Raw genomic sequence first — 25,701 nt, 5'->3', positions numbered from 1 at the left:
GGTGCCTCAGGACTCCTGGGTGAGGGAGACGAGCACGTCGTCCCCTTCGATCTTTACGGGGTAAACGGGGACGGGGCGCGTCGCGGGTAGGCCGGACGGCTTGCCGGTTCTGAGGTCGAACGCGGAGCCGTGCAGCCAGCACTCGATCTGACAGTCCTCCACCTCGCCCTCGGAGAGCGAGACGTTCGCGTGGGAGCAGATGTCGTGGATGGCGAACACCTCGCCCTCGGTCCGCACGACCGAGACCGGCGTGCCGTCGAGTTCCACCCGCTTCGGGGTGTCCTCCTCCAGCTCGCTCAGCCCGCAGGCGCGTACGTAGGTGGTCATCGACCCGATCCAGACACGGTCTCCAGCTCCTCGTCGATCTTCGCGAGAAGGCGTTCCTGGATGTCGTCCACACCGATCTGCTGGACCAGCTCGGCGAAGAAGCCGCGGACGACGAGGCGGCGGGCCTCGTCGGCCGGGATGCCGCGGGCCATCAGGTAGAAGAGCTGCTCGTCGTCGAAGCGGCCGGTCGCCGAGGCGTGTCCGGCGCCGACGATCTCGCCGGTCTCGATCTCCAGGTTCGGCACCGAGTCGACCCGGGCGCCGTCCGTGAGGACCAGGTTCCGGTTCATCTCGTAGGTGTCGGTGCCCTCGGCCTTGGCCTCGATCAGCACGTCGCCGACCCAGACCGCGTGGGCGCCGTCGCCCTGGAGCGCGCCCTTGTAGACCACGTTCGACTTGCAGTGCGGGGTGTTGTGGTCGACCAGGAGGCGGTGCTCCTGGTGCTGCCCCTTGTCGGTGAAGTAGAGCCCGAACAGCTCGGCCTCGCCGCCGGTTCCGGCGTAGGAGACACGGGGGTGGAGGCGGACGACGTCGCCGCCGAAGGTCACCACGACCGACTTGAAGCTCGCGTCCCGGCCGATGAGGGCGTTGTGCTGGGCCACGTGGACGGCCGTGTCGTCCCAGTCCTGGACGGAGACGACGGTCAGCTTGGCGCCGTCACCGAGGACGAAGTCGACGTTGGCGGCCATCACCGCGTCGCCCGTGTGGTCGATGACCACGACGGCCTCGGCGAAGTTGCCCAGCTCGATGAGCTGGTGACCGTAGGCCACGCCGCCCTCGCCGTGCACGGCGATGCGGATCGGCTCGGTGAGGACCGTCTCCTTGGGGACGGAGACGACTCCGGCCCGCTCGAAGGCCGAGTACGCCTGGGCGGCGACGCGGTCCACGGGGGTGCCGGCCTTGCCGAGGCGCGGGTCGTCACGGCCGACGAGCTCCTCGACGACGCCGTCGGGCACGTGGACGTCGACCTTCACACCGGGGCCGGTGGCGACGGCGGTGCCGTCGTGCAGCCCGCGCAGGCGCTCCAGCGGGGTGAACCGCCACTCCTCCTCGCGGCCGTGCGGCACGGGGAAGTCCGCCACGTCGAAGGACGGGGGCGCGCTCATGCGCGTGGCGACGGTCGACTCTGCGGCCACCGCGATCTGGCCCGCGGTGGTGGACCCCACGGGGATGTTCTGAGCCTCAGCCATGGCTGTCGGTCTGCTCTCTTTCCTACGTCAGATTTCGCTAGCTGGTGATGGAGGGCAGGCCTTAGCCGACCGCGCCTTCCATCTGCAGCTCGATCAGCCGGTTGAGCTCCAGGGCGTACTCCATGGGCAGTTCCTTCGCGATCGGCTCGACGAAGCCGCGCACGATCATCGCCATCGCCTCGAACTCGCTCAGACCGCGGCTCATCAGGTAGAAGAGCTGGTCCTCGGAGACCTTGGAGACGGTCGCCTCGTGGCCCATGGACACGTCGTCCTCACGGACGTCGACGTACGGGTAGGTGTCGGAACGGGAGATGGTGTCGACGAGAAGGGCGTCGCACAGCACGTTCGACTTGGATCCGGCGGCGCCCTCGCCGATCTCTACCAGACCGCGGTAGGAGGTACGGCCACCGCCACGCGCCACGGACTTCGACACGATGTTGGACGAGGTGTTCGGCGCCATGTGGACCATCTTGGAGCCGGCGTCCTGGTGCTGGCCCTCGCCCGCGAAGGCGATGGAGAGGGTCTCGCCCTTGGCGTGCTCGCCCATCAGGTAGACGGCCGGGTACTTCATGGTGACCTTGGAGCCGATGTTGCCGTCGATCCACTCCATGGTCGCGCCCTCGTACGCCACGGCGCGCTTGGTGACCAGGTTGTAGACGTTGTTCGACCAGTTCTGGATGGTCGTGTAGCGGCAGCGGGCGCCCTTCTTCACGATGATCTCGACCACCGCGGAGTGCAGGGAGTCCGACTTGTAGATCGGAGCCGTACAGCCCTCGACGTAGTGGACGTAGGCGTCCTCGTCGACGATGATCAGCGTCCGCTCGAACTGGCCCATGTTCTCCGTGTTGATACGGAAGTAGGCCTGGAGCGGAATCTCGACGTGCACACCCTTCGGCACGTAGATGAAGGAGCCGCCGGACCACACCGCGGTGTTCAGCGACGCGAACTTGTTGTCACCGACCGGGATGACCGTCCCGAAGTACTCCTTGAAGAGCTCCGGGTGCTCCTTGAGCGCGGTGTCGGTGTCGAGGAAGATGACGCCCTGCTCCTCCAGGTCCTCGCGGATCTGGTGGTAGACGACCTCGGACTCGTACTGGGCCGCGACGCCCGCGACGAGACGCTGCTTCTCCGCCTCGGGGATGCCGAGCTTGTCGTACGTGTTCTTGATGTCCTCGGGCAGGTCCTCCCAGGACTCCGCCTGCTTCTCCGTGGAGCGCACGAAGTACTTGATGTTGTCGAAGTCGATGCCCGACAGGTCCGAGCCCCAGTTCGGCATGGGCTTCTTCTCGAACAGGCGCAGGCCCTTGAGACGGAGCTTGGTCATCCACTCCGGCTCGTTCTTCTTGGCGGAGATGTCGCGGACGACGTCCTCGTTGATACCGCGCTTGGCAGATGCACCGGCCACGTCGGAGTCGGCCCAGCCGTATTCGTAGTTGCCCAGACCCTCGAGCTCGGGGTGGGCAGTCTCCTCGATGGGGAGCGTCATGCGGGGTTCCTCCCGGCGGTACTTGCAGATGCGGTGTCGTTGGCTGTCTTGGTAACTCTGGGGATGAACGTCGTGCAGACACCGTCGCCGTGGGCGATGGTGGCCAGCCGCTGGACGTGCGTACCGAGCAGTTCGGCGAAGAGCTCGGTCTCGGCCTCGCAGAGCTGCGGGAACTGCTCGGCGACATGGGCTACCGGGCAGTGGTGCTGGCAGAGCTGCTCACCCTGGTGGGGGTGGGGGGCACTGCGTGCCGTAGCAGCGTACCCGTCGGCACTCAAGGCCTTGGCCAGGGCTTCGGTCCTCGCTTCGGGGTCCGCGGCCTCGACAGCCGCGCGGTAGGCCCCGGCCTGGGCGGCGACCCGGGCGCGGGCGAAGGCGGCGACCGCCTGCTCCCCACCCTCCTGGTCGGCGATCCAGCGGAGCGCGTCGGCGGCGAGCTTGTCGTACGACTGGTCGAAGGCGTCCCGGCCGCAGGCCGTCAGGGCGAACACCTTGGCCGGGCGCCCGCGGGTACGCGTGCCGTAGACGCGCTGCTCACGGGGTTGGACGACATCGTCGGAGACCAGTGCGTCGAGGTGCCGACGAACAGCCGCCTGGGTCAGCCCCAGACGCCCGGCGAGGTCGGCCACCGTGGACGGGCCGTGGGACAGGATGGACCGCGCGACCCGGTTGCGGGTGGACCGCTCACCGGTCGCGAGTTCCTCCTGCGGGGCCTCGCCGACGTTTTTCACAACGCCATTGTTGCGTAATTCCTCAGAGCTGGGCAAGCCGCGTCCGGGCGACCGGCGGTGCCGTGCATCACTTAGGCATACCTAAGCTGACCTGGGGAAACGATCACCGATCGATCAAAACGGTGGCGCCGCGAAGGCGGCTCGGGAAGACTGCCACACCATGTCGACAACCCCTCCCACCGGCCCACTTGTCACCCGCGCCGGCTTGGCGGCGGACCTGCGCGCCGCCGGTGTCGAGCCCGGCGAGACCCTCCTCGTGCACTCATCGCTCAGCTCGCTCGGCTGGGTCTGCGGAGGCGCCGTGACGGTCGTGCACGCGCTGCTCGACGCACTCGGCCCGGACGGCACCCTGGTCGTTCCCAGCCAGTCCGGCGACCTCTCGGACCCCGCGCTCTGGGCGCGTCCGCCGGTGCCCGAGGAGTGGTGGGAGACCATTCGGGCGACCATGCCCCGCTACGACCCGGCGCTCACCCCCACCCGCGGGGTCGGGGTGGTCCCCGAGACGGTGCGGACCTGGCCGGGCGCCCTGCGCAGCGCACACCCCCAGACGTCCTTCGCGGCGATCGGCCCGGGCGCGGCGGCGATCCTCGCGGACCACGCCCCCGACTGCCGCCTGGGCGAGCGCAGCCCCCTGGCCCGGCTGGAGGCGGCGGGCGCCCGGGTCCTGCTGCTCGGCGCCGGCTACGACGCCTGCACCTGCTTCCACCTGGCCGAGTACCGGATCCCCGCGCCGCTGGTCGAGGTCGGCAGGCCGGGCCCTGACGGCTGGGAGGTGGTGACCGAGGTGTCGATCGACTCGGACCGGTTCGACGAACTCGGGTACGACTTCGAACGCGACCGCGGCATCCCGCGGGCCAGGGCGGGCGCGGCGGACGTACGGCTGTTCCCGGTGGCCGACGCGGTGGCGTACGCCGAGCGCTGGCTCCCCGTGCACCGTCCCCGTGAGGAGGAGATCTCCGGACCCGCCCGCCTCGGCACCCGGCCGCGTACCTAGACTCGGGCCCATGCGAAGTGACCCCGTGGTCCAGGTCCGGTCCCTGGTGAAGCGGTACGGCGACAAGACCGCGGTGGACGGCCTGGACCTGGTGGCCGGGGTGGGCGTGACCGCCGTGCTCGGGCCGAACGGCGCGGGCAAGACGACCACGATCGAGACCTGCGAGGGATACCGGAAACCGGACTCCGGCTCGGTCTCCGTACTCGGCCTCGACCCGGTCCGCGAGGCCGCCGCGCTGCGCCCCCGGATAGGCGTGATGCTCCAGTCCGGCGGTGTCTACTCCGGCGCCCGCGCCGACGAGATGCTCCGCCACGTGGCCAAGCTGCACGCCCATCCCCTCGACGTGGACGCCCTCGTCGAGCGCCTGGGCCTCGGCAGCTGCGGCCGTACGACGTACCGACGGCTCTCCGGCGGTCAGCAGCAGCGGCTCGCCCTCGCGATGGCCGTCGTCGGCCGGCCCGAGCTGGTCTTCCTCGACGAGCCGACCGCCGGCCTCGACCCGCAGGCCCGCCGGGCCACCTGGGAGCTGGTCCGGGACCTGCGCGCGGACGGGGTCTCGGTCATCCTCACCACCCACTACATGGACGAGGCCGAACAGCTCGCGGACGACGTCGCGATCATCGACGGCGGCAGGGTCATGGCCCAGGGGTCGCCCGAGGCGCTGTGCCGGGGCGGCGCCGAGAACACCCTGCGCTTCACCGGCCGCCCGGCCCTCGACGTCGCCTCCCTGCTGAAGGCGCTGCCGGCGGACTCCACCGCCGAAGAACCGACACCCGGTGTGTACCGGGTGACCGGCAAGATCGATCCGCAGCTCCTCGCGACCGTCACCTCCTGGTGCGCCCAGCACGGGGTGATGCCGGACCGGATCTCGGTGGAACGGCACACCCTCGAAGACGTCTTCCTGGAGCTCACGGGCAAGGAGCTGCGTTCATGAGCGCGCGTACGGGCACGGGCGCCTACACACCGAAGCCGGGGGCCGCCCCGCTCCCCCGCATGATCGCGGCGCAGGCGGCGCTGGAGACGAGGATGCTGCTGCGCAACGGCGAGCAGCTGCTCCTGACGGTCGTCATCCCGACGCTGCTGCTGGTGCTGTTCGGCTCGGTGGACATCGTCGACACGGGTGAGGGCGAGGCGGTCGATTTCCTGGCGCCCGGCGTCCTGGCACTCGCCGTGATGTCGACGGCGTTCACCGGCCAGGCCATCGCCACCGGCTTCGAGCGCCGCTACGGCGTGCTGAAGCGGCTGGCGGTCTCACCGCTCCCCCGCTGGGGCCTGATGGCGGCGAAGACCCTGTCCGTGCTGGTCACGGAGGCCCTCCAGGTCGTCCTGCTCACGGTGATCGCCTTCGCGATGGGCTGGAACCCGCACGGGAACCCCTTCGCCGTACTGCTCCTGCTGGTCCTCGGCACGGCCGCCTTCTCGGGCCTCGGTCTGCTGATGGCGGGCACGCTGAAGGCGGAGGCGACGCTGGCGGCGGCGAACCTCGTCTTCCTGCTGCTGCTGGTGGGCGGTGGCGTCGTGGTCCCGCTGGAGAAGTTCCCGGACGCGGCGCAGAGCGTGCTCGGGCTGCTGCCGATCGCGGCCCTGTCGGACGGGCTGCGGGACGTCCTGCAGCACGGCGCCGGGGTGCCGTGGGGCGACCTCGGGATTCTCGCCGGGTGGGCGGTGCTCGGGCTGGGCGCGGCGGCACGCTTCTTCCGCTGGGAGTAGCCGCAGGTCACAGGAGGCGTGGCAATGGCCCGCACCCCTCGTGAATACGTGCACAAGCGGCGGCCTACGATGGGGGGCGTGCCGAAAGTGACCCGTGACGACCTCGTCTCCGCCGCGCGCAACCCGCTCGCCTTCATCGCCGAACGCTGGACCCCGGACCCCAGAACGGTCCGGCGCGCGGCCCTCGCCGCCCTCGTCATGGCGGTGGTCATCGTGGTGACCGGCGGTGCCGTACGGCTCACCGGGTCGGGCCTCGGCTGCCCGACCTGGCCCAAGTGCACCGACGACTCGCTCACCGCCACCCGTGAGATGGGTGTCCACGGCTACATCGAGTTCGGCAACCGCCTGCTGACGTACGTGCTGTGCGCGGCGGTCGGCTGGGCGATCGTCGCCGCCCGCTCCCAGAAGCCGTACCGGCGCGACCTCACCCGGCTGGGCTGGACCCAGTTCTGGGTCGTCATGGGCAACGCGGTGCTCGGCGGCATCGTCGTGCTGGTCGGTCTCAACCCGTACACGGTGGCCGCGCACTTCATGCTGTCGACCGCGCTGATCGCCGTCGCCGCCGTGATGTGGCACCGCACCGGCGAGGGCGACTCGGCCCCGCGTCCGCTGGTCGGCCAGGCGGTGCGGCAGTTGGTGTGGGTCCTGGTCGGCGTGACGCTGCTGCTGATCGCGGTGGGCACGGTCGTCACGGGCGCGGGCCCGCACGCGGGTGACTCCAGCGAGGTCGAGCGCATCCCGTTGAACTGGGAGAACGTCACCAAGCTGCACGCCGTGCTGGCCTGGATCGTGGTGACGCTGGCCTTCGCCCTGTGGTTCGTGCTCAAGGCCGTGGACGCCCCCGCCGGTCCGCTGCGCCGCACCCGCGACCTGTTCCTGATCCTCCTCGCGCAGGGCCTCCTCGGCTATGTGCAGTACTTCACCGACCTCCCCGAGGTCCTGGTCGGCGCCCATATGTTCGGCTCGTGCCTGGTGTGGATCGCGACCCTCCGGGTGCTGCTGTCGCTGCGGGAACGGCCGGTGGACGAGGTCGACGCGCCCGCTCCGGCGGCACAGGCGCCGGTCGCGGCGCGCGGCTGAGTCAGCCGTACGCGGCCACCAGGTCGTCGATCGCGGGTCCGAGGAACAGCCGGGTCAGCTCGGCCCGGTACGGCACCTCTTCGCTCGGTCCGCCGTCCCGGCGCCGCGCGATGTCCGCGACCACCTCGGCGGGCGCGCCCAGCGTGGGCAGCAGGTCCAGGGCCTCGCGCTTGGAGATCAGGCGGCCGTCGCGCAGGGTGGCGGTGGCGCGGGCGAAGGTGAGCAGTCCGAGGTCGACCCAGACGTCCCGATCCCAGAGGTGGGCCCTGTCCACCGCCGGGCGCCAGAACTCCTTCTGGTCGCGGACGACGAAGGCGTCCAGCTCGATGTCGGAGACGGGCGGCACCAGGGCCCCGGGCGGTTCGCCGTGCAGGACCAGGCCGAAGGTGTGCAGCTCGCGCCGGGTGACCGGGGTGACCGTCCGCCGGAACAGGTGCTCGTGCGCCCATGTGAGGTGTCTGCGCTCGGCGTCGGCCGCCGTGGCCGGCGTCAGATAGGTGCAGTGCAGCAGGGCGGCGAGGGGGTGGTGGCGCAGCCGGGCGTGCAGTCGTCCGGCCGTCCACGCGGTGCGGGTGGTGACCGGGCCGTCCAGGACGGCGATCAGGTCCAGGTCGCTGCGGCCCTCCCGGTAGTCGCCCCCGCCGAGGGAGCCGTGGGCCCAGACGGCGAGCGGGGCGAGTGCGCGGAGTTCGTCGAGGAAGCGGCCGAGCAGAGCCGCTGTGCCGGTGCCGGTGACAGGGCCGGGGGCAGGGCCGGGTAAGCCGGCGGTCGCGTCGCTGCGTGTCATGCGCCCAGTCTGTACAGCCCGCCCGGGCGCCGTACACCCGGCGGCTCACTCCAGCCCGTACACCCGTCGCGCGTTGTCGGCCGCGATCAGTCCCGCCACGCGCTGGGCGTCCGCCAGTGACCAGGCGCCCTCCGCCACCCACGTCCCGAGCACCCGTGCCAGCGCCTCGCGGAACAGCCGGGCCCCGACCACGTGCAGCTCGGGCAGACCGTGGGCGCCGCTGGAGAAGAGGAGCTTGCCGAAGGGGGCGAGTTCCAGGATCTCGGCGAGTACGGCGGTGGCCCGTGCGCCGGTGCGGACCAGTTCGGCGCCCAGGTCGGCGTAGACGTGCGGGAAGACGACGGCGAGGTGGGCGGCGTGGCGGTGGTAGGGGTAGCCGTGCAGCAGGATCAGGTCGGTGCCCAGGCCCGCCGTGGCACGGGCGAAGTCGGTGAGCAGGACGGGGTCGGTGGCGTCGATCCGCAGGCCCGGTTCGCCGAGGCCCGCGTGGAGTTGCAGGGGGCGGCCCGAGGCGACGGCGATCCACAGCAGATGGCGCAGGAGGACCGGGTCGGTGAGCGACCCGCCGACCGGCCGGTGGGCGAGCCAGCGCCCCACCGCGCCGCGCACCTCGCCGGGGCCGGGTGGCTCGGGCGCGAACGCCAGGCCGTGCCGTACGCCCGCGACCGACGCGAAGGCGACGGCGTTCGCGGCGGCGGCGTGCACGGACTCGGCGAGATTGGCCAGGAACGACTCGACGGTGCCGGAGGTGTCGGCGACCTGTTCGGCGAGGAGTTCGAGGCGGACGATCTCGTGGGCGTCCGCGTCGCCGGCGGAGGCCATCTCGCGCGGGCCGGTGAGGTCGCCCGGCAGGCCCGTGTCGACGAGGTAGGTGGTGACCCCGCTGCCGCGCAGGAGTCTGCGGCCGGCTTCGAGGACGCCCAGTTCGCGGCGCCGGGCGAGGTAGCGGGCCGGTGGGCAGTGCGGTTCCAGGCCCAGCAGGGGCGGGCACCAGCGGCGTACCGCGAAGCCCGTCTGGGTGTCGAAGAAGGTGGTGCCGGGGGCCGGTGGGCCCTCGCTGCGGGCGAGCTGGGCCTCGAAGGTGCCGAGGCCCAGCTCCGTGCGCAGTACGCCGTGGCAGTACTGGTCCACGAGGGACGGCGTGTCGATCATCGGGCTCCCCGAGGCTGGACCTGTGAACTCCCACAGGTCCTAACGGGTGAGCCGGGCTCAGGTGTTGCTGTTGCTGGGGCCGCCGACCTGGATTCCGGCCATCCGGGACCACTCGTACGGGCCGGTCCGCACCTTGGCGGCGAACTCGCCGTCGAAGTCCTCGTGGACGGTGACGCCGGCCTTCTGTACGGCCTGCTCGGCGATGGCGTGGGTGGGGGCCACGAGGTCGCCCCAGCCGCCGTCCTCGCCGACCAGGACGATCCGTGCTCCGAGCTGGCCGATGTAGGCGACCTGGGCCTCGGCTCCTCGGTGCGCCGCCGCGAAGGAGCGGATCTGCTTGGCCAGCTTGGCCGCCTTGCGGTCGGCCTTCGCGGTGGCCTTGGCGTCCTTGGCCTCGTCTGCCTGCTTGGTGTCTGCCATGGGCAGGATGCTACCGATGGGTATGCGCCGGGGCGACGGGCGGGGTGAGTGGGGTTGACCACTCACCCTCGCGCGTTCGACGGGCGCGCCTCAGCGCAGGAAGGGGTCCACCGCGACGGCCACGAACAACAGGGAGACGTACGTGATCGACCAGTGGAAGAGGCGCATCTCCTTCAGCTTGCCGCCGGTCGCGCCGTTCTTCGCCCGGGTCTGCAGGGCGTGGGCCTCCCAGAGCCACCAGCCGCCGGTCACCAGGGCGACCGCCGTGTAGAACCAGCCCGTGTAGCCGAGGGGGGTGAGGAGGAGGGAGACCGCGACCATCACCCAGCTGTAGAGGACGATCTGGCGGGCCACGACCCGGTTGGAGGCGATGACCGGGAGCATCGGCACGCCGACGCGGGCGTAGTCGTCCTTCACCTTCATGGAGAGGGGCCAGTAGTGCGGCGGCGTCCAGAAGAAGATGACCAGGAAGAGGATGACCGCGGCCCACGACATCGAGTTCGTCACCGCGGACCAGCCGATGAGGACCGGCATGCAGCCGGCGATGCCGCCCCAGACGATGTTCTGCGACGTACGCCGTTTGAGGATCATCGTGTAGACGACGACGTAGAAGAGGAGAGCCCCGAGCGACAGCCAGGCGGACAGCCAGTTGACGAGGACGCCGAACCAGGCGGTGGAGACCACCGCGAGGGTGATGCCGAAGACCAGGCCCTCACGAGGGGTGACCATCCCGGTGACCAGCGGACGCTGGGAGGTGCGCTCCATGAGGGCGTCGATGTCGCGGTCGATGTACATGTTGAGCGCGTTGGCGCCGCCCGCCGAGAGGTAGCCACCGACGCAGGTGGCGAGCACCAGCCAGAGGTCCGGGACGCCCTGTTCCGCAAGGAACATCACCGGCACGGTGGTGATCAGCAGCAGTTCGATGATCCGCGGCTTCGTCAGCGCCACGAAGGCCTTGACTCGGGCCCCGATCGGCCGCTGACCCCGGCTGCTGCTCGTGTTGCTCGCGCCCAGCACTCCCGGTGGACGGGATTCGACGGCCGTCACGCACACCCCTGACAGAGACTCCCAGCAAGCCTTGGGATGTGAACTCCCCGTGACGGCTCGCGCGTACCACGCCACTGTAGACGTTGCCCAGAGTCAGCCTTTCAAGGGGGTGGGGTCGTGTTGGCGGGCGCCCGGCGGGGAGCCGAACACACTTCGGTTGAGCAGTCGGATGAGCGGCTCCGTATTCAGATGTCGAACCGCGGAACCCCCTGGTCTCACCATGCGGAACGCAGGTCGGGAGGCGGACCGGATCCGGTCCCGGCAGTCTGGAATGACTCGAAAAAATGCGCGTTCCTACGGGGGTAGGCTCGACAACGGCCGGTGCCGTGAAGAACACCGGCACGAGACATGTGGAGAGGAGCCCTGACCCAGGGTGAGCACCAAGCCGACCACTACAGACCTCGCGTGGACCGAATTGGACCAGCGGGCCGTCGACACCGCCCGGATCCTGGCCGCCGACGCCGTCCAGAAGGTCGGCAACGGCCATCCGGGGACGGCGATGAGCCTCGCGCCCGCCGCGTACACCCTCTTCCAGAAGGTGATGCGCCACGACCCCGCCGACCCCGACTGGGTGGGCCGTGACCGGTTCGTCCTGTCCGCCGGCCACTCCTCCCTGACCCTCTACATCCAGCTGTACCTGGGCGGTTTCGGCCTGGAGCTGACGGATCTGGAGGCCTTCCGCACCTGGGGCTCCAAGACCCCCGGCCACCCCGAGTACGGACACACCAAGGGCGTCGAGACGACGACCGGGCCCCTCGGCCAGGGTGTCGCCAACGCCGTGGGCATGGCGATGGCCGCGCGCTACGAGCGTGGTCTGTTCGACCCGGAGGCCGCCGTCGGCGAGTCGCCGTTCGACCACCACGTCTTCGTGATCGCCGGTGACGGCTGCCTCCAGGAGGGCATCTCCGCCGAGGCCTCGTCGCTCGCGGGTCACCAGAAGCTCGGCAACCTCGTGCTGCTGTGGGACGACAACCACATCTCCATCGAGGGTGACACCGAGACGGCCGTCTCCGAGGACGTCACCAAGCGGTACGAGGCCTACGGCTGGCACGTGCAGCGTGTGGAGCCCAAGGAGAACGGCGACCTCGACCCGGCCGCGCTGTTCGCGGCGATCGAGGCCGCGAAGGCCGTCACCGACCGGCCGTCGTTCATCGCGATGCGTTCGATCATCGCCTGGCCCGCCCCGAACGCGCAGAACACCGAGGCCGCGCACGGCTCGGCGCTCGGCGCGGACGAGGTCGCCGCCACCAAGCGGGTCCTCGGCTTCGACCCGGAGAAGAACTTCGAGGTCGCCGACGAGGTCCTCGAGCACACGCGTGCCCTCGGCGAGCGCGGCCGTGAGGCCCGTGCCGTCTGGGAGAAGCAGCTGCAGGAGTGGCGTGACGGCAACGCCGAGCGCGCCGCCGAGTTCGACCGGATCAGCGCGGGCGAGCTGCCCGAGGGCTGGGAGTCGCACCTGCCGGAGTTCGAGACGGGCAAGGGTGTCGCGACGCGTGCCGCGTCCGGCAAGGTCCTCCAGGCGCTGGGCGCGGTGATCCCCGAGCTGTGGGGCGGCTCCGCCGACCTCGCCGGGTCGAACAACACCACGATCGACAAGACCAGTTCGTTCCTGCCGGCGGACAACCCGCTGCCGGAGGCGAACCCGTACGGCCGGACCATCCACTTCGGTATCCGTGAGCACTCCATGGCCGCGGAGATGAACGGCATCGCGCTGCACGGCAACACCCGTATCTACGGCGGCACGTTCCTCGTCTTCTCCGACTACATGCGCAACGCCGTGCGGCTGTCCGCGCTGATGCACCTTCCGGTGACGTACGTGTGGACGCACGACTCCATCGGTCTGGGCGAGGACGGCCCCACCCACCAGCCGGTCGAGCACCTCGCCTCGCTGCGCGCGATCCCCGGCCTGAACGTGGTCCGCCCGGCCGACGCCAACGAGACGGCGATCGCCTGGCGCGAGATCCTCAAGCGCTGGACCAAGGAGTTCGGCAAGGGCGCCCCGCACGGTCTGGCGCTGACCCGTCAGGGCGTGCCGACGTACGAGGCCAACGAGGATGCCGCCAAGGGCGGTTACGTCCTGTTCGACGCCGACGGCGGGGAGGCTCAGGTCATCCTGATCGCCACCGGTTCCGAGGTGCACGTGGCCGTGGAGGCCCGGGAGCAGCTGCAGGCGCGGGGGGTGCCCACGCGGGTGGTGTCCATGCCGTCCGTGGAGTGGTTCGAGGAGCAGGACCAGGGGTACCGGGACAGCGTTCTGCCGCCGTCCGTCAAGGCGCGTGTCGCGGTCGAGGCCGGGATCGGGCTGACCTGGCACCGGTACGTCGGCGACGCCGGTCGCATCGTTTCGCTGGAGCACTTCGGCGCTTCGGCCGACGGCAAGGTCCTCTTCCGCGAGTTCGGCTTCACTGCCGAGAACGTGGCCGCGGTCGCGCAGGAATCCCTGGCCGCCGCTCAGCGCTGACGCTTACACACGACACGTAGGAGATGTAATTCCATGACAGACGCACTCAAGCGCCTCTCCGAGGAAGGCGTGGCGATCTGGCTGGACGACCTGTCGCGCAAGCGCATCACGTCCGGCAACCTCGCCGAGCTGCTCGACCAGCAGCACGTCGTGGGCGTCACCACCAACCCGTCGATCTTCCAGAAGGCGATCAGCAGCGGTGACGGCTACGAGCAGCAGGTCTCCGACCTCGCCGCCCGCAAGGTCACCGTCGAAGAGGCCATCCGCATGATCACGACGGCGGACGTCCGCGACGCCGCCGACATCCTGCGCCCGGTCTTCGACGCGACCGGCGGCCAGGACGGCCGGGTCTCCATCGAGGTCGACCCCCGTCTCGCGCACAACACCAAGGCGACGGTCGCCGAGGCCAAGCAGCTGGCGTGGCTGGTGGACCGCCCCAACACCCTGATCAAGATCCCGGCGACGAAGGCGGGCCTGCCCGCGATCACCGAGACCATCGGCCTCGGCATCAGCGTCAACGTCACGCTGATCTTCTCGCTGGAGCGCTACCGCGCGGTCATGGACGCCTACCTGGCCGGTCTGGAGAAGGCCAAGGAGCGCGGCCTGGACCTGTCGAAGATCCACTCGGTGGCGTCCTTCTTCGTGTCCCGGGTGGACACCGAGATCGACAAGCGCCTCGACGCGCTCGGCACCGACGAGGCCAAGGCCGCGCGCGGCAAGGCCGGTGTCGCCAACGCCCGTCTCGCCTACCAGGCGTACGAGGAGGTCTTCTCCGACGGCCGCTGGGCGGCCCTGGAGAGCGCGGGCGCCAACAAGCAGCGTCCGCTGTGGGCCTCGACCGGCGTCAAGGACCCCGCGTACAAGAGCACGCTGTACGTGGACGAGCTGGTCGCGCCCAACACGGTGAACACCATGCCGGAGGCCACGCTGGAGGCCACCGCGGCGAGCGGTGAGATCCGCGGCAACGCGATCGCCGGGACGTACGAGCAGTCGCGTGCCGAGCTGGACGCGGTCGAGAAGCTCGGGATCTCCTACGACGAGGTCGTGCAGCTGCTGGAGGACGAGGGCGTCGAGAAGTTCGAGGCGTCCTGGAACGACCTCCTCAAGTCGACCGAGGCGGAGCTCCAGCGCCTCGCACCCTCGGAGGGCTGAACACCTTGGCACCTCTACCCGTCACCGGAGCGAATCCGCTTCGTGACGCCGCAGACCGACGGCTCCCGCGTATCGCGGGGCCGTCGGGCCTGGTGATCTTCGGTGTCACTGGCGATTTGTCACGCAAAAAGCTGATGCCTGCCGTGTACGACCTCGCCAACCGCGGACTGCTGCCGCCGGGCTTCTCGCTCGTCGGCTTCGCGCGCCGGGAGTGGGCGAACGAGGACTTCGCGCAGGAGGTGCACGACGCGGTCAAGGAGCACGCGCGGACGCCCTTCCGCGAGGAGGTCTGGCAGCAGCTCATCCAGGGCATGCGGTTCGTCCAGGGCACCTTCGACGACGACGAGTCCTTCGAGCGGCTGCGCGACACCATCGAGGAGCTGGACAAGGCACAGGGCACGGGCGGCAACTTCGCCTTCTACCTCTCCGTGCCGCCGTCCGCGTTCCCGGTCGTCATCCAGCAGCTGAGGAAGCACGGGCTGGCCGACCAGAGCAGCGGGTCGTGGCGCCGGGCGGTCATCGAGAAGCCGTTCGGGCACAACCTGGAGTCCGCCGAGGACCTCAACAAGGTCGTCCACGAGGTCTTCGCCCCGGACCAGGTCTTCCGCATCGACCACTACCTGGGCAAGGAGACGGTCCAGAACATCCTGGCGCTCCGCTTCGCCAACACGATGTTCGAGCCGATCTGGAACCGCTCCTTCGTCGACCACGTGCAGATCACGATGGCCGAGGACATCGGCATCGGCGGCCGGGCCGGCTACTACGACGGCATCGGTGCCGCCCGTGACGTCATCCAGAACCACCTGCTGCAGCTGATGGCGCTGACCGCGATGGAGGAGCCCGCCTCCTTCGACGCGGACGCGCTCGCCGCCGAGAAGACCAAGGTGCTCGGCGCGGTGAGGCTGCCGAAGGACCTGGGCCGGGACACCGTGTTCGCGCAGTACGCGGCCGGCTGGCAGGGCGGCGAGAAGGTCATCGGCTACCTCGAAGAGGACGGCATCGACCGCAAGTCGAAGACCGACACCTACGCGGCGATCAAGGTCGAGGTCGACAACCGCCGCTGGGCGGGTGTCCCCTTCTATCTGCGGACGGGCAAGCGTCTCGGCCGCCGGGTGACGGAGATCGCCGTCGTCTTCCAGCGCGCCCCGCACTCCCCCTTCGACTCCACCGCCACCGAGGAACTGGGCCAGAACGCGATCGTCATCCGCGTCCAGCCCGACGAGGGCGTCACGGTCCGCTTCGGCTCCAAGGTGCCCGGCACGTCGATGGAGATCCGGGACGTGTCGATGGACTTCGCGTACGGCGAGTCCTTCACGGAGTCCTCGCCCGAGGCGTACGAGCGCCTGATCCTCGACGTCCTCCTGGGCGACTCGAATCTCTTCCCGCGCACCGAGGAGGTCGAGCTGTCCTGGAAGATCCTCGACCCGATCGAGGAGTTCTGGGACAAGCACGGCAGGCCCGCGCAGTACCAGGCGGGCACGTGGGGTCCCGTCGAGGCGGACGAGATGCTGCAGCGAGACGGACGGAGCTGGCGCCGGCCATGAAGACGGACCTCACGGACACCACGGCCAGCAAGATCAACAAGGCGCTGGTGAAAGCCCGCCGGGCGATAGGCACCCCTGCGGTCGGCATGGTGCTCACGCTGGTCATCGTGACGGACGAGGAGAACGCGTACGACGCGCTCAAGTCCGCCAACGACGCCTCCCGCGAGCACCCCTCACGCACGATCGTGGTGATCAAGCGCGTCTCCCGCTCCCCGCGCGACCGTACGAAGTCCCGCCTCGACGCCGAGGTACGGGTGGGCGCGGACGCGGGCACCGGCGAGACGGTCGTGCTGCGGCTCTACGGCGAGGTCGCGGACCACGCCCAGTCGGTGGTGCTTCCGCTGCTGCTGCCGGACGCTCCGGTGGTGGTGTGGTGGCCGGTGAACGCGCCGCTCGACCCGGCCCGTGACCCGCTGGGCGCGCTCGCCCAGCGCCGGGTCACCGACAGCTACGCCGCCGAGAAGCCGATCGACGAGCTGCGGACCCGCGCGGAGAACTACGAGCCCGGCGACACGGATCTCGCCTGGACCCGGATCACCCCCTGGCGTTCCATGCTGGCCGCCGCGCTCGACCAGGTGGACTGCGAGGTCATCTCCGCGGAGGTGCAGGGCGAGCAGTACAACCCGAGCGTGGAACTGCTGGCCATGTGGCTGGCGGACCGGCTCCATGTGCACGTACGGCGCGGGGTGTCGGCCGGGCCCGGCCTCAACGAGGTGCGGATGCTGACCAGCACCGGCCCCATCCGGCTGTACCGGCCGAACGGCGGGCTGGCGCTGCTCACGCTGGAGGACCAGCCGGACCGGGCGGTGGCGTTGAAGCGCCGCGAGACGTCCGAGCTGCTGGCGGAGGAGCTGCGCAGGCTCGACCCCGACGACACGTACGCGTCGGCGCTGCGGTTCGGCGTGGACCGGTTGGGCGGCGGCGGGGTGAGCGGGGCGCCGGGCAGCGCGCTGTCGGCGGCGACCGCGGCGGGGGCCGGGTCCGGGGGCACCGGGCCGGTGGCCGCGTCCGGTGTGCCGGGGGACGCGTCCTCCTCACCCGGTGTGCCGGGGAGTGCGTCGGCGTCCGTTCCGGGTGCCGTTTCCGGCTCCGGTCCGGGGCTCGGCGCGGCCGTCGCGTCGGCCGCCTCCGCGGCGCGGGCGGCCGCGGCGTTGCCTCCGGCCGCTCCGGCCGCTCCATCGGGGACGCCGAGTTCGACGGGGTCGGCCGGATCGGGGGCCTCCACGGGGTCGGCCGACGACGGTGACTCCGAGCGGCCGACCCCCGCGCAGATGCCGCCCGTGAAGAAGGCGACGTCATGAGCACACCGCAGTTGGTCGTGCACCACGACAAGGAGCTGATGGCACAGGCCGCGGCGGCCCGGCTGATCACCAAGATCGTGGACGCGCAGGCCTCGCGCGGCTACGCCTCGGTCGTCCTCACGGGTGGTCGCAACGGCAACGGGCTGCTCGCCGCGCTGGCGGCGGCGCCCGCCCGGGACGCGATCGACTGGGGCCGGCTGGATCTGTGGTGGGGCGACGAACGGTTCCTGCCCGAGGGCGACGCCGAGCGCAATGTCACCCAGGCCCGTGCGGCGCTGCTGGACTCGGTGCCGCTGGACCCGAAGCGGGTGCACGCCATGCCCGCTTCGGACGGGCCGTGGGGTGCCGATGTGGACGCGGCGGCCGCGTCGTACGCGGAGGAGCTGGCGCGGGCGGCGGGGCCGGAGAACCACGGTGCCGTGCCGACGTTCGACGTGCTGATGCTGGGGGTCGGGCCGGACACCCATGTGGCCTCGCTCTTCCCCGAGTTGCCTGCCGTACGGGAGACCGAGCGGACGGTCGTGGGGGTGCGTGGGGCGCCGAAGCCGCCGCCGACGCGGGTCACCCTGACGTTGCCGGCGATCCGGGCGGCGCGTGAGGTGTGGTTGCTCGCGGCCGGGGAGGACAAGGCGGGGGCGGCGGCCATCGCGTTGTCCGGTGCGGGGGAGATTCAGGCCCCGGCGGCGGGGGCGGCCGGGAGGGCGCGGACCTTGTGGCTGCTGGACGCGGCTGCGGCGTCGCGGTTGCCACGCTCGTTGTATCCGCCGGCGTCGCCGTGAACGAGGTTCCCCGCGCCCCTCTTCGGGGGCGCGGGGGAACTGCGAGAACGGGGTCCGGGGAGGAGCCCCGAGTTCGTGACCGTGGGTCGAAGGGGCGTGTGACCCCTGGGGACGGAACGGAACGGGTAGGGGGCGGCGGGAGCGAGGAGGCTCAGGCGGTGAAGTCGTCCTCCCGCGTCTCCGGCAGCGCCCACAGGCACAGCAGGCTGACCAGGCACAGCCCGCCGGTGTAGAACCCCAGCACCAACGGCGACGACCACTGGCTGTTCAGCCACGTCGCCACGAGCGGAGCGAACCCGCCCCCGAGCGTATTGGCCAGGATGAACGCCGCCGACGCCCCGGTGTAGCGCAGCCTCGCCGGGAACAGCTCCGCCAGGAACGCCGCCACCGGCGAGAACATCAGGGCGAGCAGCATGAGACCCACCGTGTACGCACCGGTGATGACGTACCCGTTGCCCGTGCTGAGCGAGCCGTACATCGGCACGGCCCAGACCACGCACCCGACCGCACCCGTCAGCATCAGCGGACGGCGACCGACCCGGTCCGCCAGCCGGGCGGCGGGCAGGGTGACCGCGATGCCGGCGGCCGCCCCCACACTCGCCGCGGTGAGCATCGTGTTCTGTGGGATGCCGAGCGACTTCGGCCCGTAGGACAGGCTGTAGACGATCGTCAGGTAGTAGACGGCGGACCCGCCGATCGCCGCGCCGGTGCCGAGCAGCAGCCGGCCGGGGTACCGCGCGACGAGCGTGCCGAGCGGGAAGCGCGACACCGGCGACGCCGGGGACACCGGGGACGTCCCCGCCGAGGGCGGGTCCTGGAAGACCGGCGACTCCGACACCGTCGACCGCACCCACAGCCCGACCACCACGAGCACCGCGCTGAGCAGGAACGGCACCCGCCAGGCCCAGTCGGTGAAGCCGTCGCGGCCCACGATGTTCAGGGTCGGGAGGATGACGGCGCTGGAGAGCAGGAAACCGAGAGAGGGGCCGATGTTCGGGACGGCGGCGTACAGGGCCCGTCGGCCGGGCGGGGCGTGCTCGGCGGCCAGCAGGACCGCGCCGCCCCACTCGCCGCCCATGCTGACGCCCTGCAGCAGACGGAGGGTCACCAGGAGGACGGGGGCGAGGAGTCCGGCGCTCTCGTAGGTCGGGAGCAGCCCGACGCCGACCGTCGCGAGGCCCATGAGCAGGAGGGAGGCGACCAGGGCGCGTCGCCGGCCCAGCCGGTCGCCGATCGTGCCGAAGAGCACGACGCCGAGGGGGCGGGACAGGAAGGCCGCCGCGAAGGTGAGGAACGCGGCGAGGGAGGAGACGGTCGGGTTGCCGGAGGGGAAGAACGCGGGGCCGAGGACGAGCGCGGAGGCCGTGCCGTAGACGGCGAAGTCGTAGTACTCGATGGTCGTGCCGATGAGGCTCGCGGCGGCGACCTTGGGCGCCTTGCTGGTCCCGGCCGAGGGGGAGACCGGTAAGGAGGCGGGTCTGGGGTCGGCGGCCTCGGCGACGGTTCTGGACGGGGATTCGGGCATGGGGGGCTCACTTCCGGTATGCCCGGACACGAATGGTCCGGGCCCAGATGGGGACGGCCACGCATGAAACACGAACCGGAGTGTGGCTGTCACCCTAGGCCGGGAAATTCGAATCCCACAAGGAACCCTCGGAAAAGGAACCGCCCGCCGACTTCGTCGAACTTTTTCGACGGAGGAATACGCGTCGATTACGCAGGACAACGACATTTAAAACATGTGATCCCGCTATGCGTGCGGACAGGTCGCCAAAATTGGCCACGAACACCACCCTTGGACCCCGTCAACCCTGAAGATCCTGTCAACTCACTGTCAATATTCATGCGTTGACCCGCATAAAAATTTGCCGACGGTCACGCCTTGCCAACTGCCGATCACGCACGGAATGCTGACGTCCGGCTGAACTTGAAACTTCTACGACCATCGTTTTTCGGACATGGATCGGAAGGCGCTTTTCCCATGCTGAAAAGTGGCAAGCCATTACGTTGGAGAAGACTTTCGCTGGTCGGCGACGACCGGCATTTGCTGATACCGCTCGACCACAGCGTTTCGGACGGTCCGGTCGCTCCTCCGGGTCAGTGGGAAGAGTTGTTGAAGGCGTTGGTGGCCGGCGGCGCCGACGGGATCATCGTCCACAAGGGGCGGGCCCGCACGCTCGATCCGGCCCTCCTGCGGAGCTGCGCGCTGGTGGTGCATCTGAGCGCCAGCACGGCCTGCTCCGCCGATGTCGACGCCAAAGTGCTGGTCGGCGACGTGGAGGAGGCGGTGGCCCTGGGCGCCGACGCGGTCAGCGTCCATGTGAACATCGGCTCGGACACCGAGGGGCGCCAGCTCGCCGACCTCGGGGCGGTGGCCCGCTCCTGCGACACCTGGGGCATGCCGCTGATCGCGATGGTCTACCCGCGAGGCCCCCGGATCGAGAACCCGCACGATCCCGCACTCCTCGCGCACATCGTGAACGTCGCCGCGGACCTGGGCGCCGACATGGTGAAGACCTCGGTGGCCCTGCCGCTCGACCGCATGGCCGAGGTGGTGGCCCACAGCCCCATCCCCGTCCTCGCGGCCGGCGGTCCGCCCGACGGCTCCGACCTCATCGAGTACGGCACCGCCGTGATGGCCGCGGGCTGCCGGGGGCTGGCCGTCGGCCGCCGGATCTTCTCCTCCCCCTCCCCCGCCTCCCTGGTGTCCCGGCTCGCCGCCGTCGTGCACGGCGACGGGGTCAGCAATGACATGAGCATGACTACCTCTCCCCATTACTCGACGATCGTGGCAGGTGTCGCATGAGGTTCGCGTGGATCGATCTCCGTGAAGTCCCCCGTCCGCAGCTCCAGGCGGTGGTGGACGCGGCCGTCCACGCCCGGATGGCCGGGGTGGTCTCCGCCGACGCCGAGCTGTTGGGGACACTGCCGCCGACGGTCACCCGGGTGCTGGCCGGCGGGGCCCCGGCCGCCGCTCCCGCGAAGAGGTCCGCCGACAAGGGCGACAAGGAGGCCAGGGGCGCGGCCGAGGGCAAGGCCGATGCCAGAGCCGAGGGCAAGGCCCCGGCCGGTGCCGGACCCGACCTGCTGCTGCGCGGATTCACCGCCCAGGACGAGCTGGAAGCCCTCGCCGCGGAGAACCGGGCCGCCACCGGCACACCGGTCGCCGGCTTCGTCGACGTACGGGACGACCGCACCCTCCAGCTGTCGTGCGTGGGCGCGATGGCGCTGCCCTACACGGTGATCCACTTCGCCGATCCGACGAAGATCCCCTTGGAGATCGTGCTCGCGGCGGCCGAGTCGGCCGAGGGGAAGCTGGTGACCGTCGTCGGGGACCTGGAGGAGGCGGCCATCGTCTTCGACGTGCTCGAACGGGGTTCGGACGGCATCCTGTTCACGCCCCGCGGCGCGGACGACGTGTTCGCGCTGGCCCGGCTGCTGGAGGCGACCACCCCGCAGCTGGAGCTGTCCACGCTCACCGTCGAGAGCATCCGGCACGTCGGGCTCGGCGACCGGGTCTGCGTGGACACCTGCTCGCACTTCGAGGAGGACGAGGGCATCCTCGTCGGCTCGTACTCCTCCGGTTTCGTGCTCTGCTGCAGTGAGACCCACCCGCTGCCGTACATGCCGACCCGTCCGTTCCGGGTCAACGCCGGCGCCCTGCACTCGTACACGCTGGGCCCCGACAACCGCACCAACTACCTCAGCGAGGTCGGCTCCGGCAGCGCCCTGCTGGCGGTCGGCGCCGACGGCCGCACCCGGCGCGTGGTGGTCGGGCGGGCCAAGCTGGAGTCCCGGCCGCTGCTGGAGATCCGCACCCACGCGGAGGACGGGCGGCTGGTCAGCCTCACCGTGCAGGACGACTGGCATGTGCGGGTGCTCGGCCCCGGCGGCAAGGTCCTCAATGTCACCGAACTGCGGACCGGTGACGAACTGCTCGGTTATCTGGCCCAGGACAAGCGCCATGTGGGCCTGCCCATCGGCGAGTTCTGCAAGGAGGTCTGAGACCTCATGGGCTCACTCGTGGCGGCCGCGGCCGGCGAGGACGGGATGAGCGTCCTGGTCCAGCGGCTGTTCGACGCACGGGACGACGGCCTGCCCTATCTGACGCATCAGCGGGAGACCGTCACACGCGGGGAGTTACGGGAGCGGGTCGCCAAGCAGGCCGCCGTGTTCGCCGGTTACGACATCGGGCCCGGCAGCACGGTGGGGCTGCGGACGCCGCCCAGTTTCACCCAGGTCGAGGTCCTGCTCGCGCTGTGGCGGTTGGGCGCGCAGGTGATGCTCTTCGACTTCCGGCTGAAGCCCGCGGAGGTCGACGCGCTGTGTGCCGTCTGCCGGCCGCAGTTCATGGTCCGGGCCGGTGCCAACGTCCGGGCCGCGTTCGGCTTCCGGTCCGAGTACGAGGTCGCCACCGAGTGCCGCAGGGCGGGGCGGGCGGCCGAGGGCGGGCACCGGCTGGTCCAGTTCAGCTCGGGGTCGACCGGGCGGCCCAAGGTGATCGGCCGGAGCGCCGGGTCGATCGCCGCAGAGGTCGAGGCGTTCGCGGCGGTCCCCGGGATGCCGGTCGAGGGAGACCGGTTGCTGCTGCTCAGCTCCACCGCACACAGCTTCGGCCTGCTCGGCGGACTGCTGCACGCGTTGGCGGCCGGGGTCTCCGTCGTCTTCGCGCCCCGGGTCTCGGCCCGCGACATCCTGCGGACCTCCCTCGACCACCGCATCACCGCCCTCTTCGGCGTGCCGATGCACTACGAGCTGCTCGCGGCCGCCCTCGATCCGCCCGCGCTGCCCGCGCTGCGGACCGCCGTCTCCGGTGGCGAGCTGATGCCTCCCGAGGTCGCCGCGCGGTTCGCCGAGCGGTACGGCGTCACGGTCGGCGAGGCCTACGGCACCACCGAGACCGGCATCGTCGCCATCGACGTCGGCGGCACGCTCCGGCCCTCCGTCGGCCGGCCCGCACCGGGTGTGGTGGTCCGGGAGCACAAGGGCGAACTGGACGTAGCGCTCGCCGAGTCGCCGTACCTCTTCGACTCCGGCGGCACCCAGTACACCGACGGCTGGCTGCACACCCGGGACCGGGCCGCGGTCGCCGCCGACGGAACGGTCACCGTCGGCGGCCGCGCCGACTCCCTCGTCGTCATCGGCGGCCTCAAGGTCGACCTCACCGAGGTCGAGCACGTGCTGCGCGCGCACCCGGCCGTCGAACAGGCGGTCCTGGTCCACGAGGACGTCACCGAGGCGTACGTGGCCGTCGCCGCCGGGGCCGAGAGCCCGTCGGCGGAGGAACTGCTGCGCTGGTGCCGGGAGCGGCTGGCCGACTACAAGCTGCCCCGGGTGATCCGGCTGATGGAGTCCCTGCCCCGCACGTCGAACGGGAAGCTGGTCCGCCAGGCGGCGACGCTCCAGGCGGCGGCGAGCGGCGCGTAGCGGCCCGACGGGTCTCCCTCCCCCTGCCCCGCGCACGACCTTTCGCATGACCTTCTCACGACATTCCCCCATGGAGATGGCGATCATGAGCACGTCCACCCTGGACAACGAGATCCGCGAGTTCGTCCTGACCACGGTCATCGACGAGATGAACATCCTGCTGAGCCGGGACGGGATCACCGACGAGAGCCCGGTGACCGTCGGCGGCCTGGAGCTGGACTCCCTGAGCCTGATCGAGCTGACGCTGCGTCTGGAGTCGCGGTTCGGTGTGGAGATCCCGGACACCGACATCGAGCCGTTGGCCTCGCTGACCCTCGGCGGGCTCGTCGCCGAGGTCGTCGGGCGCGGGGCGAAGGCATGAGCGCGGAGACCTCCACACCGTCCGTCACGGAAGCCGCCCCTCAGGACGGCTCCCCTCCGGCCGTCCTCACCACCGGGCTCGTCCGTGAGCTGCTGTCCGACCGCAAGATCTTCCCCGGCGTCCCGGACGACCTCGACGAGGACGCCGAGCTGGTCCTGGACTCCCTGGGCTTGGTGTGGCTGCTGCATGTGGTGGAGGAGCGGTACGGCCTGGTCGTGGAGCCCGGCGACGAGGACATCGCGGGTCTGACCTCGCTGCGGCGGCTCACGGAGTTCCTGGGCGCGGCCGGCGCGGCGGGGGCGGTGGAGGGGGGTGAGCGCGTTGACCGGTGAGGTGACGGTGACCGGGTTCGGCGTGCGCACCGCCTTCGGCACCGGTCCGGACGCCCTGCGGCGCGGTGTCTTCGCCGGTGTCCCCTCCTTCGCCCCCACCACCCGGTTCGACACCGGCCCCTACCGCACCCCGATGGCCGGCGCCGCCCCCGAGGGCCCCGACGCGATGGAGCACTGGGCGCTGCGTCCCGCCCTCGCGCGCTGCGGAGCGGAAGCCCTCGACATGGCGGGCCTGCCCAGGGGCACCGAGGCGGCGGTCCTGCTGGGCATCGCGGGCGACTGCACGAGCATCACGCGGTACTGGCGGGAGGCGGCGGCACCGGCGGCCGACGAGAACGGCGGCGGCGGTACGGGCCGCGGCACGCCCCGAGCCCGCGCGCTCGACGAGACCGACGCGGGGCACGCCCTCCCCGACGACGGGCCGCCCGTCGGGGCGGCGGGGCTCGCCGCGGAACCGGCCGGACCGGCGGCCGCCCGGCTCGCCGACGCCGTCCCCGCGTATCTCGCCGAGTCGCTGGCCGCAGGCCTCGGGCTGACCGGGCCCCGGCTCACCTTCACCAACGCCTGTGTGGCCTCCGCCGCCGCGATCATCCACGGCTGCCGGCTGATCTCCTCCGGGCGGATCGATGTCGCGGTGTGCGCCGGCGGCTATCTCGTGGAGGAGGAGACGTTCGGGAAGTTCGACTCGGGGCGGGCGCTGTCGCGTGACGGCACGGTGCGGCCGTTCAGCGCCGACCGCACCGGGCTGCTGCTCGGCGACGGGGTCGCGGCGGTCGTGCTGGAGTCGGCCGAGCACGCGCGGCGGCGCGGGGCCCGGCCGCTGGCGGGTGTGGTCGGCTGGGGTGCGGCGACCGACGCCCACCACATCGCGCAGCCGCACCCGGACGGCGTCGGCCTGGCCCGCGCGGCCCGGCAGGCGCTGCGGCTGGCCGGGGACCCCGACGGGTCGAGCCTCGGCTACGTCAACGCCCATGGCACCGGCACCAAGTACAACGACGGCGCCGAGACCCGGGGGCTGCGCGCCGCCCTCCGGGAGCGGGCCGAAGCGATCCCGGTCAGCTCCACCAAGAGCACCACCGGCCATCTCCTGGAGGCCGCCGGAGTCGTGGAGTTCGTGATCACGATGCTGGCGCTGACGGAGGGCGTGCTGCCGCCCACCGCCAACTTCACGCGGGCGGACCCGGAGTGCGACCTGGACTACGTGCCGAACAGGCCCCGACAGGCCGACCTCCGCCGGGCCCTCACCATCAACGCCGCCTTCGGGGGCGCCAACACCGCACTCGTCCTGGAGCGACCGTGACGACGACGGACAGTCACAGGAAAGCCGCGTCGGCGAGGGGGGACCAAACCCGGTCGGCGGGCGCAAGCGAACCCGCGTCGGCCGGCGGAAGCGAACCCGCGTCGGCGAGCCGTGACGAGA

At 71.1% G+C, this 25,701-nt stretch carries 24 protein-coding genes; 15 read left to right on the top strand and 9 right to left on the bottom strand.

Going from position 1 to position 25,701, the window contains the following annotated elements; all coding sequences use genetic code 11:
* Nucleotides 1-6 precede the first annotated feature (6 nt).
* The 4 genes from K1J60_RS34325 to K1J60_RS34310 form a co-directional block, all read right to left on the bottom strand.
* A complete protein-coding gene (locus tag K1J60_RS34325; protein WP_033527157.1) occupies nt 7-327 on the bottom strand; it encodes a non-heme iron oxygenase ferredoxin subunit in 321 nt (106 codons plus the stop codon).
* On the bottom strand, nt 324-1,517 hold the full coding sequence (sufD, locus tag K1J60_RS34320) for a Fe-S cluster assembly protein SufD (protein ID WP_220649601.1): 1,194 nt from the start codon (nt 1,515-1,517) through the stop codon (nt 324-326). Before sufD ends, K1J60_RS34325 begins: the two co-directional genes overlap by 4 nt.
* A 61-nt stretch (nt 1,518-1,578) precedes the next feature.
* Entirely contained in the window at nt 1,579-3,003 is a 1,425-nt protein-coding gene (gene sufB, locus K1J60_RS34315; protein ID WP_033527159.1) for a Fe-S cluster assembly protein SufB, read from the bottom strand.
* Entirely contained in the window at nt 3,000-3,734 is a 735-nt protein-coding gene (locus K1J60_RS34310) for a helix-turn-helix transcriptional regulator (protein ID WP_220649600.1), read from the bottom strand. The genes sufB and K1J60_RS34310 overlap by 4 nt, the downstream gene beginning before the upstream one ends.
* A gap of 160 nt (nt 3,735-3,894) precedes the next feature.
* Here K1J60_RS34310 and K1J60_RS34305 point away from each other — a divergent pair, with 160 nt between their 5' ends.
* The 4 genes from K1J60_RS34305 (at nt 3,895) to K1J60_RS34290 (ending at nt 7,518) form a co-directional block, all read left to right on the top strand.
* Nucleotides 3,895-4,728, top strand: coding sequence for an aminoglycoside N(3)-acetyltransferase (locus tag K1J60_RS34305; RefSeq protein ID WP_220649599.1), 834 nt, complete (start codon nt 3,895-3,897; stop codon nt 4,726-4,728).
* A 10-nt stretch (nt 4,729-4,738) separates the two neighbouring features.
* A complete protein-coding gene (locus K1J60_RS34300) occupies nt 4,739-5,662 on the top strand; it encodes an ABC transporter ATP-binding protein (protein WP_220649598.1) in 924 nt (307 codons plus the stop codon).
* Nucleotides 5,659-6,438 carry an ABC transporter permease gene (locus K1J60_RS34295; protein WP_220649597.1) on the top strand — a complete coding sequence of 260 codons (780 nt, stop codon included), beginning with the start codon at nt 5,659-5,661 and terminating at the stop codon, nt 6,436-6,438. The genes K1J60_RS34300 and K1J60_RS34295 overlap by 4 nt, the downstream gene beginning before the upstream one ends.
* A 69-nt stretch (nt 6,439-6,507) precedes the next feature.
* A complete protein-coding gene (locus tag K1J60_RS34290; protein ID WP_220651831.1) occupies nt 6,508-7,518 on the top strand; it encodes a COX15/CtaA family protein in 1,011 nt (336 codons plus the stop codon).
* A gap of 1 nt (nt 7,519) precedes the next feature.
* Here K1J60_RS34290 and K1J60_RS34285 read toward each other — a convergent pair whose 3' ends face one another.
* From K1J60_RS34285 to K1J60_RS34270, 4 genes are all read right to left on the bottom strand, one after another.
* Nucleotides 7,520-8,305 (bottom strand): nucleotidyltransferase domain-containing protein, encoded by a 786-nt coding sequence (locus K1J60_RS34285; protein ID WP_220649596.1) that lies wholly within the window; start codon nt 8,303-8,305, stop codon nt 7,520-7,522.
* 45 nt (nt 8,306-8,350) lie between these two features.
* Nucleotides 8,351-9,457, bottom strand: coding sequence for an amidohydrolase family protein (locus K1J60_RS34280; RefSeq protein ID WP_220649595.1), 1,107 nt, complete (start codon nt 9,455-9,457; stop codon nt 8,351-8,353).
* Nucleotides 9,458-9,514: 57 nt separating this feature from the next.
* Entirely contained in the window at nt 9,515-9,877 is a 363-nt protein-coding gene (locus K1J60_RS34275) for a hypothetical protein (RefSeq protein ID WP_033526600.1), read from the bottom strand.
* 90 nt (nt 9,878-9,967) lie between these two features.
* Nucleotides 9,968-10,924, bottom strand: coding sequence for a heme o synthase (locus tag K1J60_RS34270; RefSeq protein WP_220649594.1), 957 nt, complete (start codon nt 10,922-10,924; stop codon nt 9,968-9,970).
* 373 nt (nt 10,925-11,297) lie between these two features.
* On the opposite strand from K1J60_RS34270, the gene tkt reads away from it, so the two are divergent.
* From tkt to pgl, 5 genes are read left to right on the top strand one after another with little or no spacing between them, the layout of a single operon-like run.
* Nucleotides 11,298-13,385: a transketolase gene (tkt, locus tag K1J60_RS34265; protein ID WP_220649593.1), complete on the top strand. Its 2,088-nt coding sequence runs from the start codon at nt 11,298-11,300 to the stop codon at nt 13,383-13,385.
* Nucleotides 13,386-13,418: 33 nt separating this feature from the next.
* Entirely contained in the window at nt 13,419-14,537 is a 1,119-nt protein-coding gene (gene tal / locus K1J60_RS34260; RefSeq protein ID WP_220649592.1) for a transaldolase, read from the top strand.
* Nucleotides 14,538-14,542: 5 nt separating this feature from the next.
* Nucleotides 14,543-16,081 carry a glucose-6-phosphate dehydrogenase gene (zwf, locus tag K1J60_RS34255; RefSeq protein WP_220649591.1) on the top strand — a complete coding sequence of 513 codons (1,539 nt, stop codon included), beginning with the start codon at nt 14,543-14,545 and terminating at the stop codon, nt 16,079-16,081.
* Nucleotides 16,078-17,382, top strand: coding sequence for a glucose-6-phosphate dehydrogenase assembly protein OpcA (gene opcA / locus K1J60_RS34250; RefSeq protein ID WP_220649590.1), 1,305 nt, complete (start codon nt 16,078-16,080; stop codon nt 17,380-17,382). The genes zwf and opcA overlap by 4 nt, the downstream gene beginning before the upstream one ends.
* On the top strand, nt 17,379-18,161 hold the full coding sequence (gene pgl, locus K1J60_RS34245) for a 6-phosphogluconolactonase (RefSeq protein ID WP_220649589.1): 783 nt from the start codon (nt 17,379-17,381) through the stop codon (nt 18,159-18,161). The genes opcA and pgl overlap by 4 nt, the downstream gene beginning before the upstream one ends.
* 151 nt (nt 18,162-18,312) lie before the next feature.
* On the opposite strand, the gene K1J60_RS34240 is transcribed toward pgl, so the two are convergent.
* The gene (locus K1J60_RS34240) at nt 18,313-19,686 is read right to left on the bottom strand and encodes an MFS transporter (protein WP_220649588.1); all 1,374 of its coding nucleotides are present in this window, start codon (nt 19,684-19,686) and stop codon (nt 18,313-18,315) included.
* Between the two features lie 456 nt (nt 19,687-20,142).
* On the opposite strand from K1J60_RS34240, the gene K1J60_RS34235 reads away from it, so the two are divergent.
* From K1J60_RS34235 to K1J60_RS34210, 6 genes are all read left to right on the top strand, one after another.
* The gene (locus K1J60_RS34235; RefSeq protein WP_220649587.1) at nt 20,143-20,967 is read left to right on the top strand and encodes a class I fructose-bisphosphate aldolase family protein; all 825 of its coding nucleotides are present in this window, start codon (nt 20,143-20,145) and stop codon (nt 20,965-20,967) included.
* A complete protein-coding gene (locus K1J60_RS34230; RefSeq protein WP_220649586.1) occupies nt 20,964-22,166 on the top strand; it encodes a 3-dehydroquinate synthase II family protein in 1,203 nt (400 codons plus the stop codon). The genes K1J60_RS34235 and K1J60_RS34230 overlap by 4 nt, the downstream gene beginning before the upstream one ends.
* 6 nt (nt 22,167-22,172) lie before the next feature.
* Nucleotides 22,173-23,588 (top strand): class I adenylate-forming enzyme family protein, encoded by a 1,416-nt coding sequence (locus tag K1J60_RS34225; RefSeq protein ID WP_220649585.1) that lies wholly within the window; start codon nt 22,173-22,175, stop codon nt 23,586-23,588.
* Nucleotides 23,589-23,664: 76 nt separating this feature from the next.
* Complete coding sequence (locus K1J60_RS34220; protein ID WP_177261679.1) at nt 23,665-23,949, top strand: acyl carrier protein; 285 nt, start codon at nt 23,665-23,667, stop codon at nt 23,947-23,949.
* A complete protein-coding gene (locus K1J60_RS34215; protein ID WP_220649584.1) occupies nt 23,946-24,281 on the top strand; it encodes an acyl carrier protein in 336 nt (111 codons plus the stop codon). Before K1J60_RS34220 ends, K1J60_RS34215 begins: the two co-directional genes overlap by 4 nt.
* Nucleotides 24,271-25,581 carry a beta-ketoacyl-[acyl-carrier-protein] synthase family protein gene (locus K1J60_RS34210; protein WP_220651830.1) on the top strand — a complete coding sequence of 437 codons (1,311 nt, stop codon included), beginning with the start codon at nt 24,271-24,273 and terminating at the stop codon, nt 25,579-25,581. The genes K1J60_RS34215 and K1J60_RS34210 overlap by 11 nt, the downstream gene beginning before the upstream one ends.
* The last annotated feature ends 120 nt before the right edge of the window (nt 25,582-25,701 follow it).

The sequence above is a fragment of the Streptomyces akebiae genome, from assembly GCF_019599145.1.
Taxonomy (GTDB): Bacteria; Actinomycetota; Actinomycetes; order Streptomycetales; family Streptomycetaceae; genus Streptomyces; species Streptomyces akebiae.
Note: the sequence above shows the minus strand (reverse complement) of the source record. Positions and strands in the feature narration are given on the sequence as shown.

Coding starts and splice junctions, on each gene's coding strand:
- K1J60_RS34325 (WP_033527157.1), bottom strand. CDS start 327: ATGACCACCTACGTACGCGCCTGCGGGCTGAGCGAGCTGGAGGAGGAC.
- sufD (WP_220649601.1), bottom strand. CDS start 1,517: ATGGCTGAGGCTCAGAACATCCCCGTGGGGTCCACCACCGCGGGCCAG.
- sufB (WP_033527159.1), bottom strand. CDS start 3,003: ATGACGCTCCCCATCGAGGAGACTGCCCACCCCGAGCTCGAGGGTCTG.
- K1J60_RS34305 (WP_220649599.1), top strand. CDS start 3,895: ATGTCGACAACCCCTCCCACCGGCCCACTTGTCACCCGCGCCGGCTTG.
- K1J60_RS34300 (WP_220649598.1), top strand. CDS start 4,739: ATGCGAAGTGACCCCGTGGTCCAGGTCCGGTCCCTGGTGAAGCGGTAC.
- K1J60_RS34295 (WP_220649597.1), top strand. CDS start 5,659: ATGAGCGCGCGTACGGGCACGGGCGCCTACACACCGAAGCCGGGGGCC.
- K1J60_RS34290 (WP_220651831.1), top strand. CDS start 6,508: ATGGGGGGCGTGCCGAAAGTGACCCGTGACGACCTCGTCTCCGCCGCG.
- K1J60_RS34285 (WP_220649596.1), bottom strand. CDS start 8,305: ATGACACGCAGCGACGCGACCGCCGGCTTACCCGGCCCTGCCCCCGGC.
- K1J60_RS34280 (WP_220649595.1), bottom strand. CDS start 9,457: ATGATCGACACGCCGTCCCTCGTGGACCAGTACTGCCACGGCGTACTG.
- K1J60_RS34275 (WP_033526600.1), bottom strand. CDS start 9,877: ATGGCAGACACCAAGCAGGCAGACGAGGCCAAGGACGCCAAGGCCACC.
- tal (WP_220649592.1), top strand. CDS start 13,419: ATGACAGACGCACTCAAGCGCCTCTCCGAGGAAGGCGTGGCGATCTGG.
- opcA (WP_220649590.1), top strand. CDS start 16,078: ATGAAGACGGACCTCACGGACACCACGGCCAGCAAGATCAACAAGGCG.
- pgl (WP_220649589.1), top strand. CDS start 17,379: ATGAGCACACCGCAGTTGGTCGTGCACCACGACAAGGAGCTGATGGCA.
- K1J60_RS34240 (WP_220649588.1), bottom strand. CDS start 19,686: ATGCCCGAATCCCCGTCCAGAACCGTCGCCGAGGCCGCCGACCCCAGA.
- K1J60_RS34235 (WP_220649587.1), top strand. CDS start 20,143: ATGCTGAAAAGTGGCAAGCCATTACGTTGGAGAAGACTTTCGCTGGTC.
- K1J60_RS34230 (WP_220649586.1), top strand. CDS start 20,964: ATGAGGTTCGCGTGGATCGATCTCCGTGAAGTCCCCCGTCCGCAGCTC.
- K1J60_RS34225 (WP_220649585.1), top strand. CDS start 22,173: ATGGGCTCACTCGTGGCGGCCGCGGCCGGCGAGGACGGGATGAGCGTC.
- K1J60_RS34220 (WP_177261679.1), top strand. CDS start 23,665: ATGGCGATCATGAGCACGTCCACCCTGGACAACGAGATCCGCGAGTTC.
- K1J60_RS34215 (WP_220649584.1), top strand. CDS start 23,946: ATGAGCGCGGAGACCTCCACACCGTCCGTCACGGAAGCCGCCCCTCAG.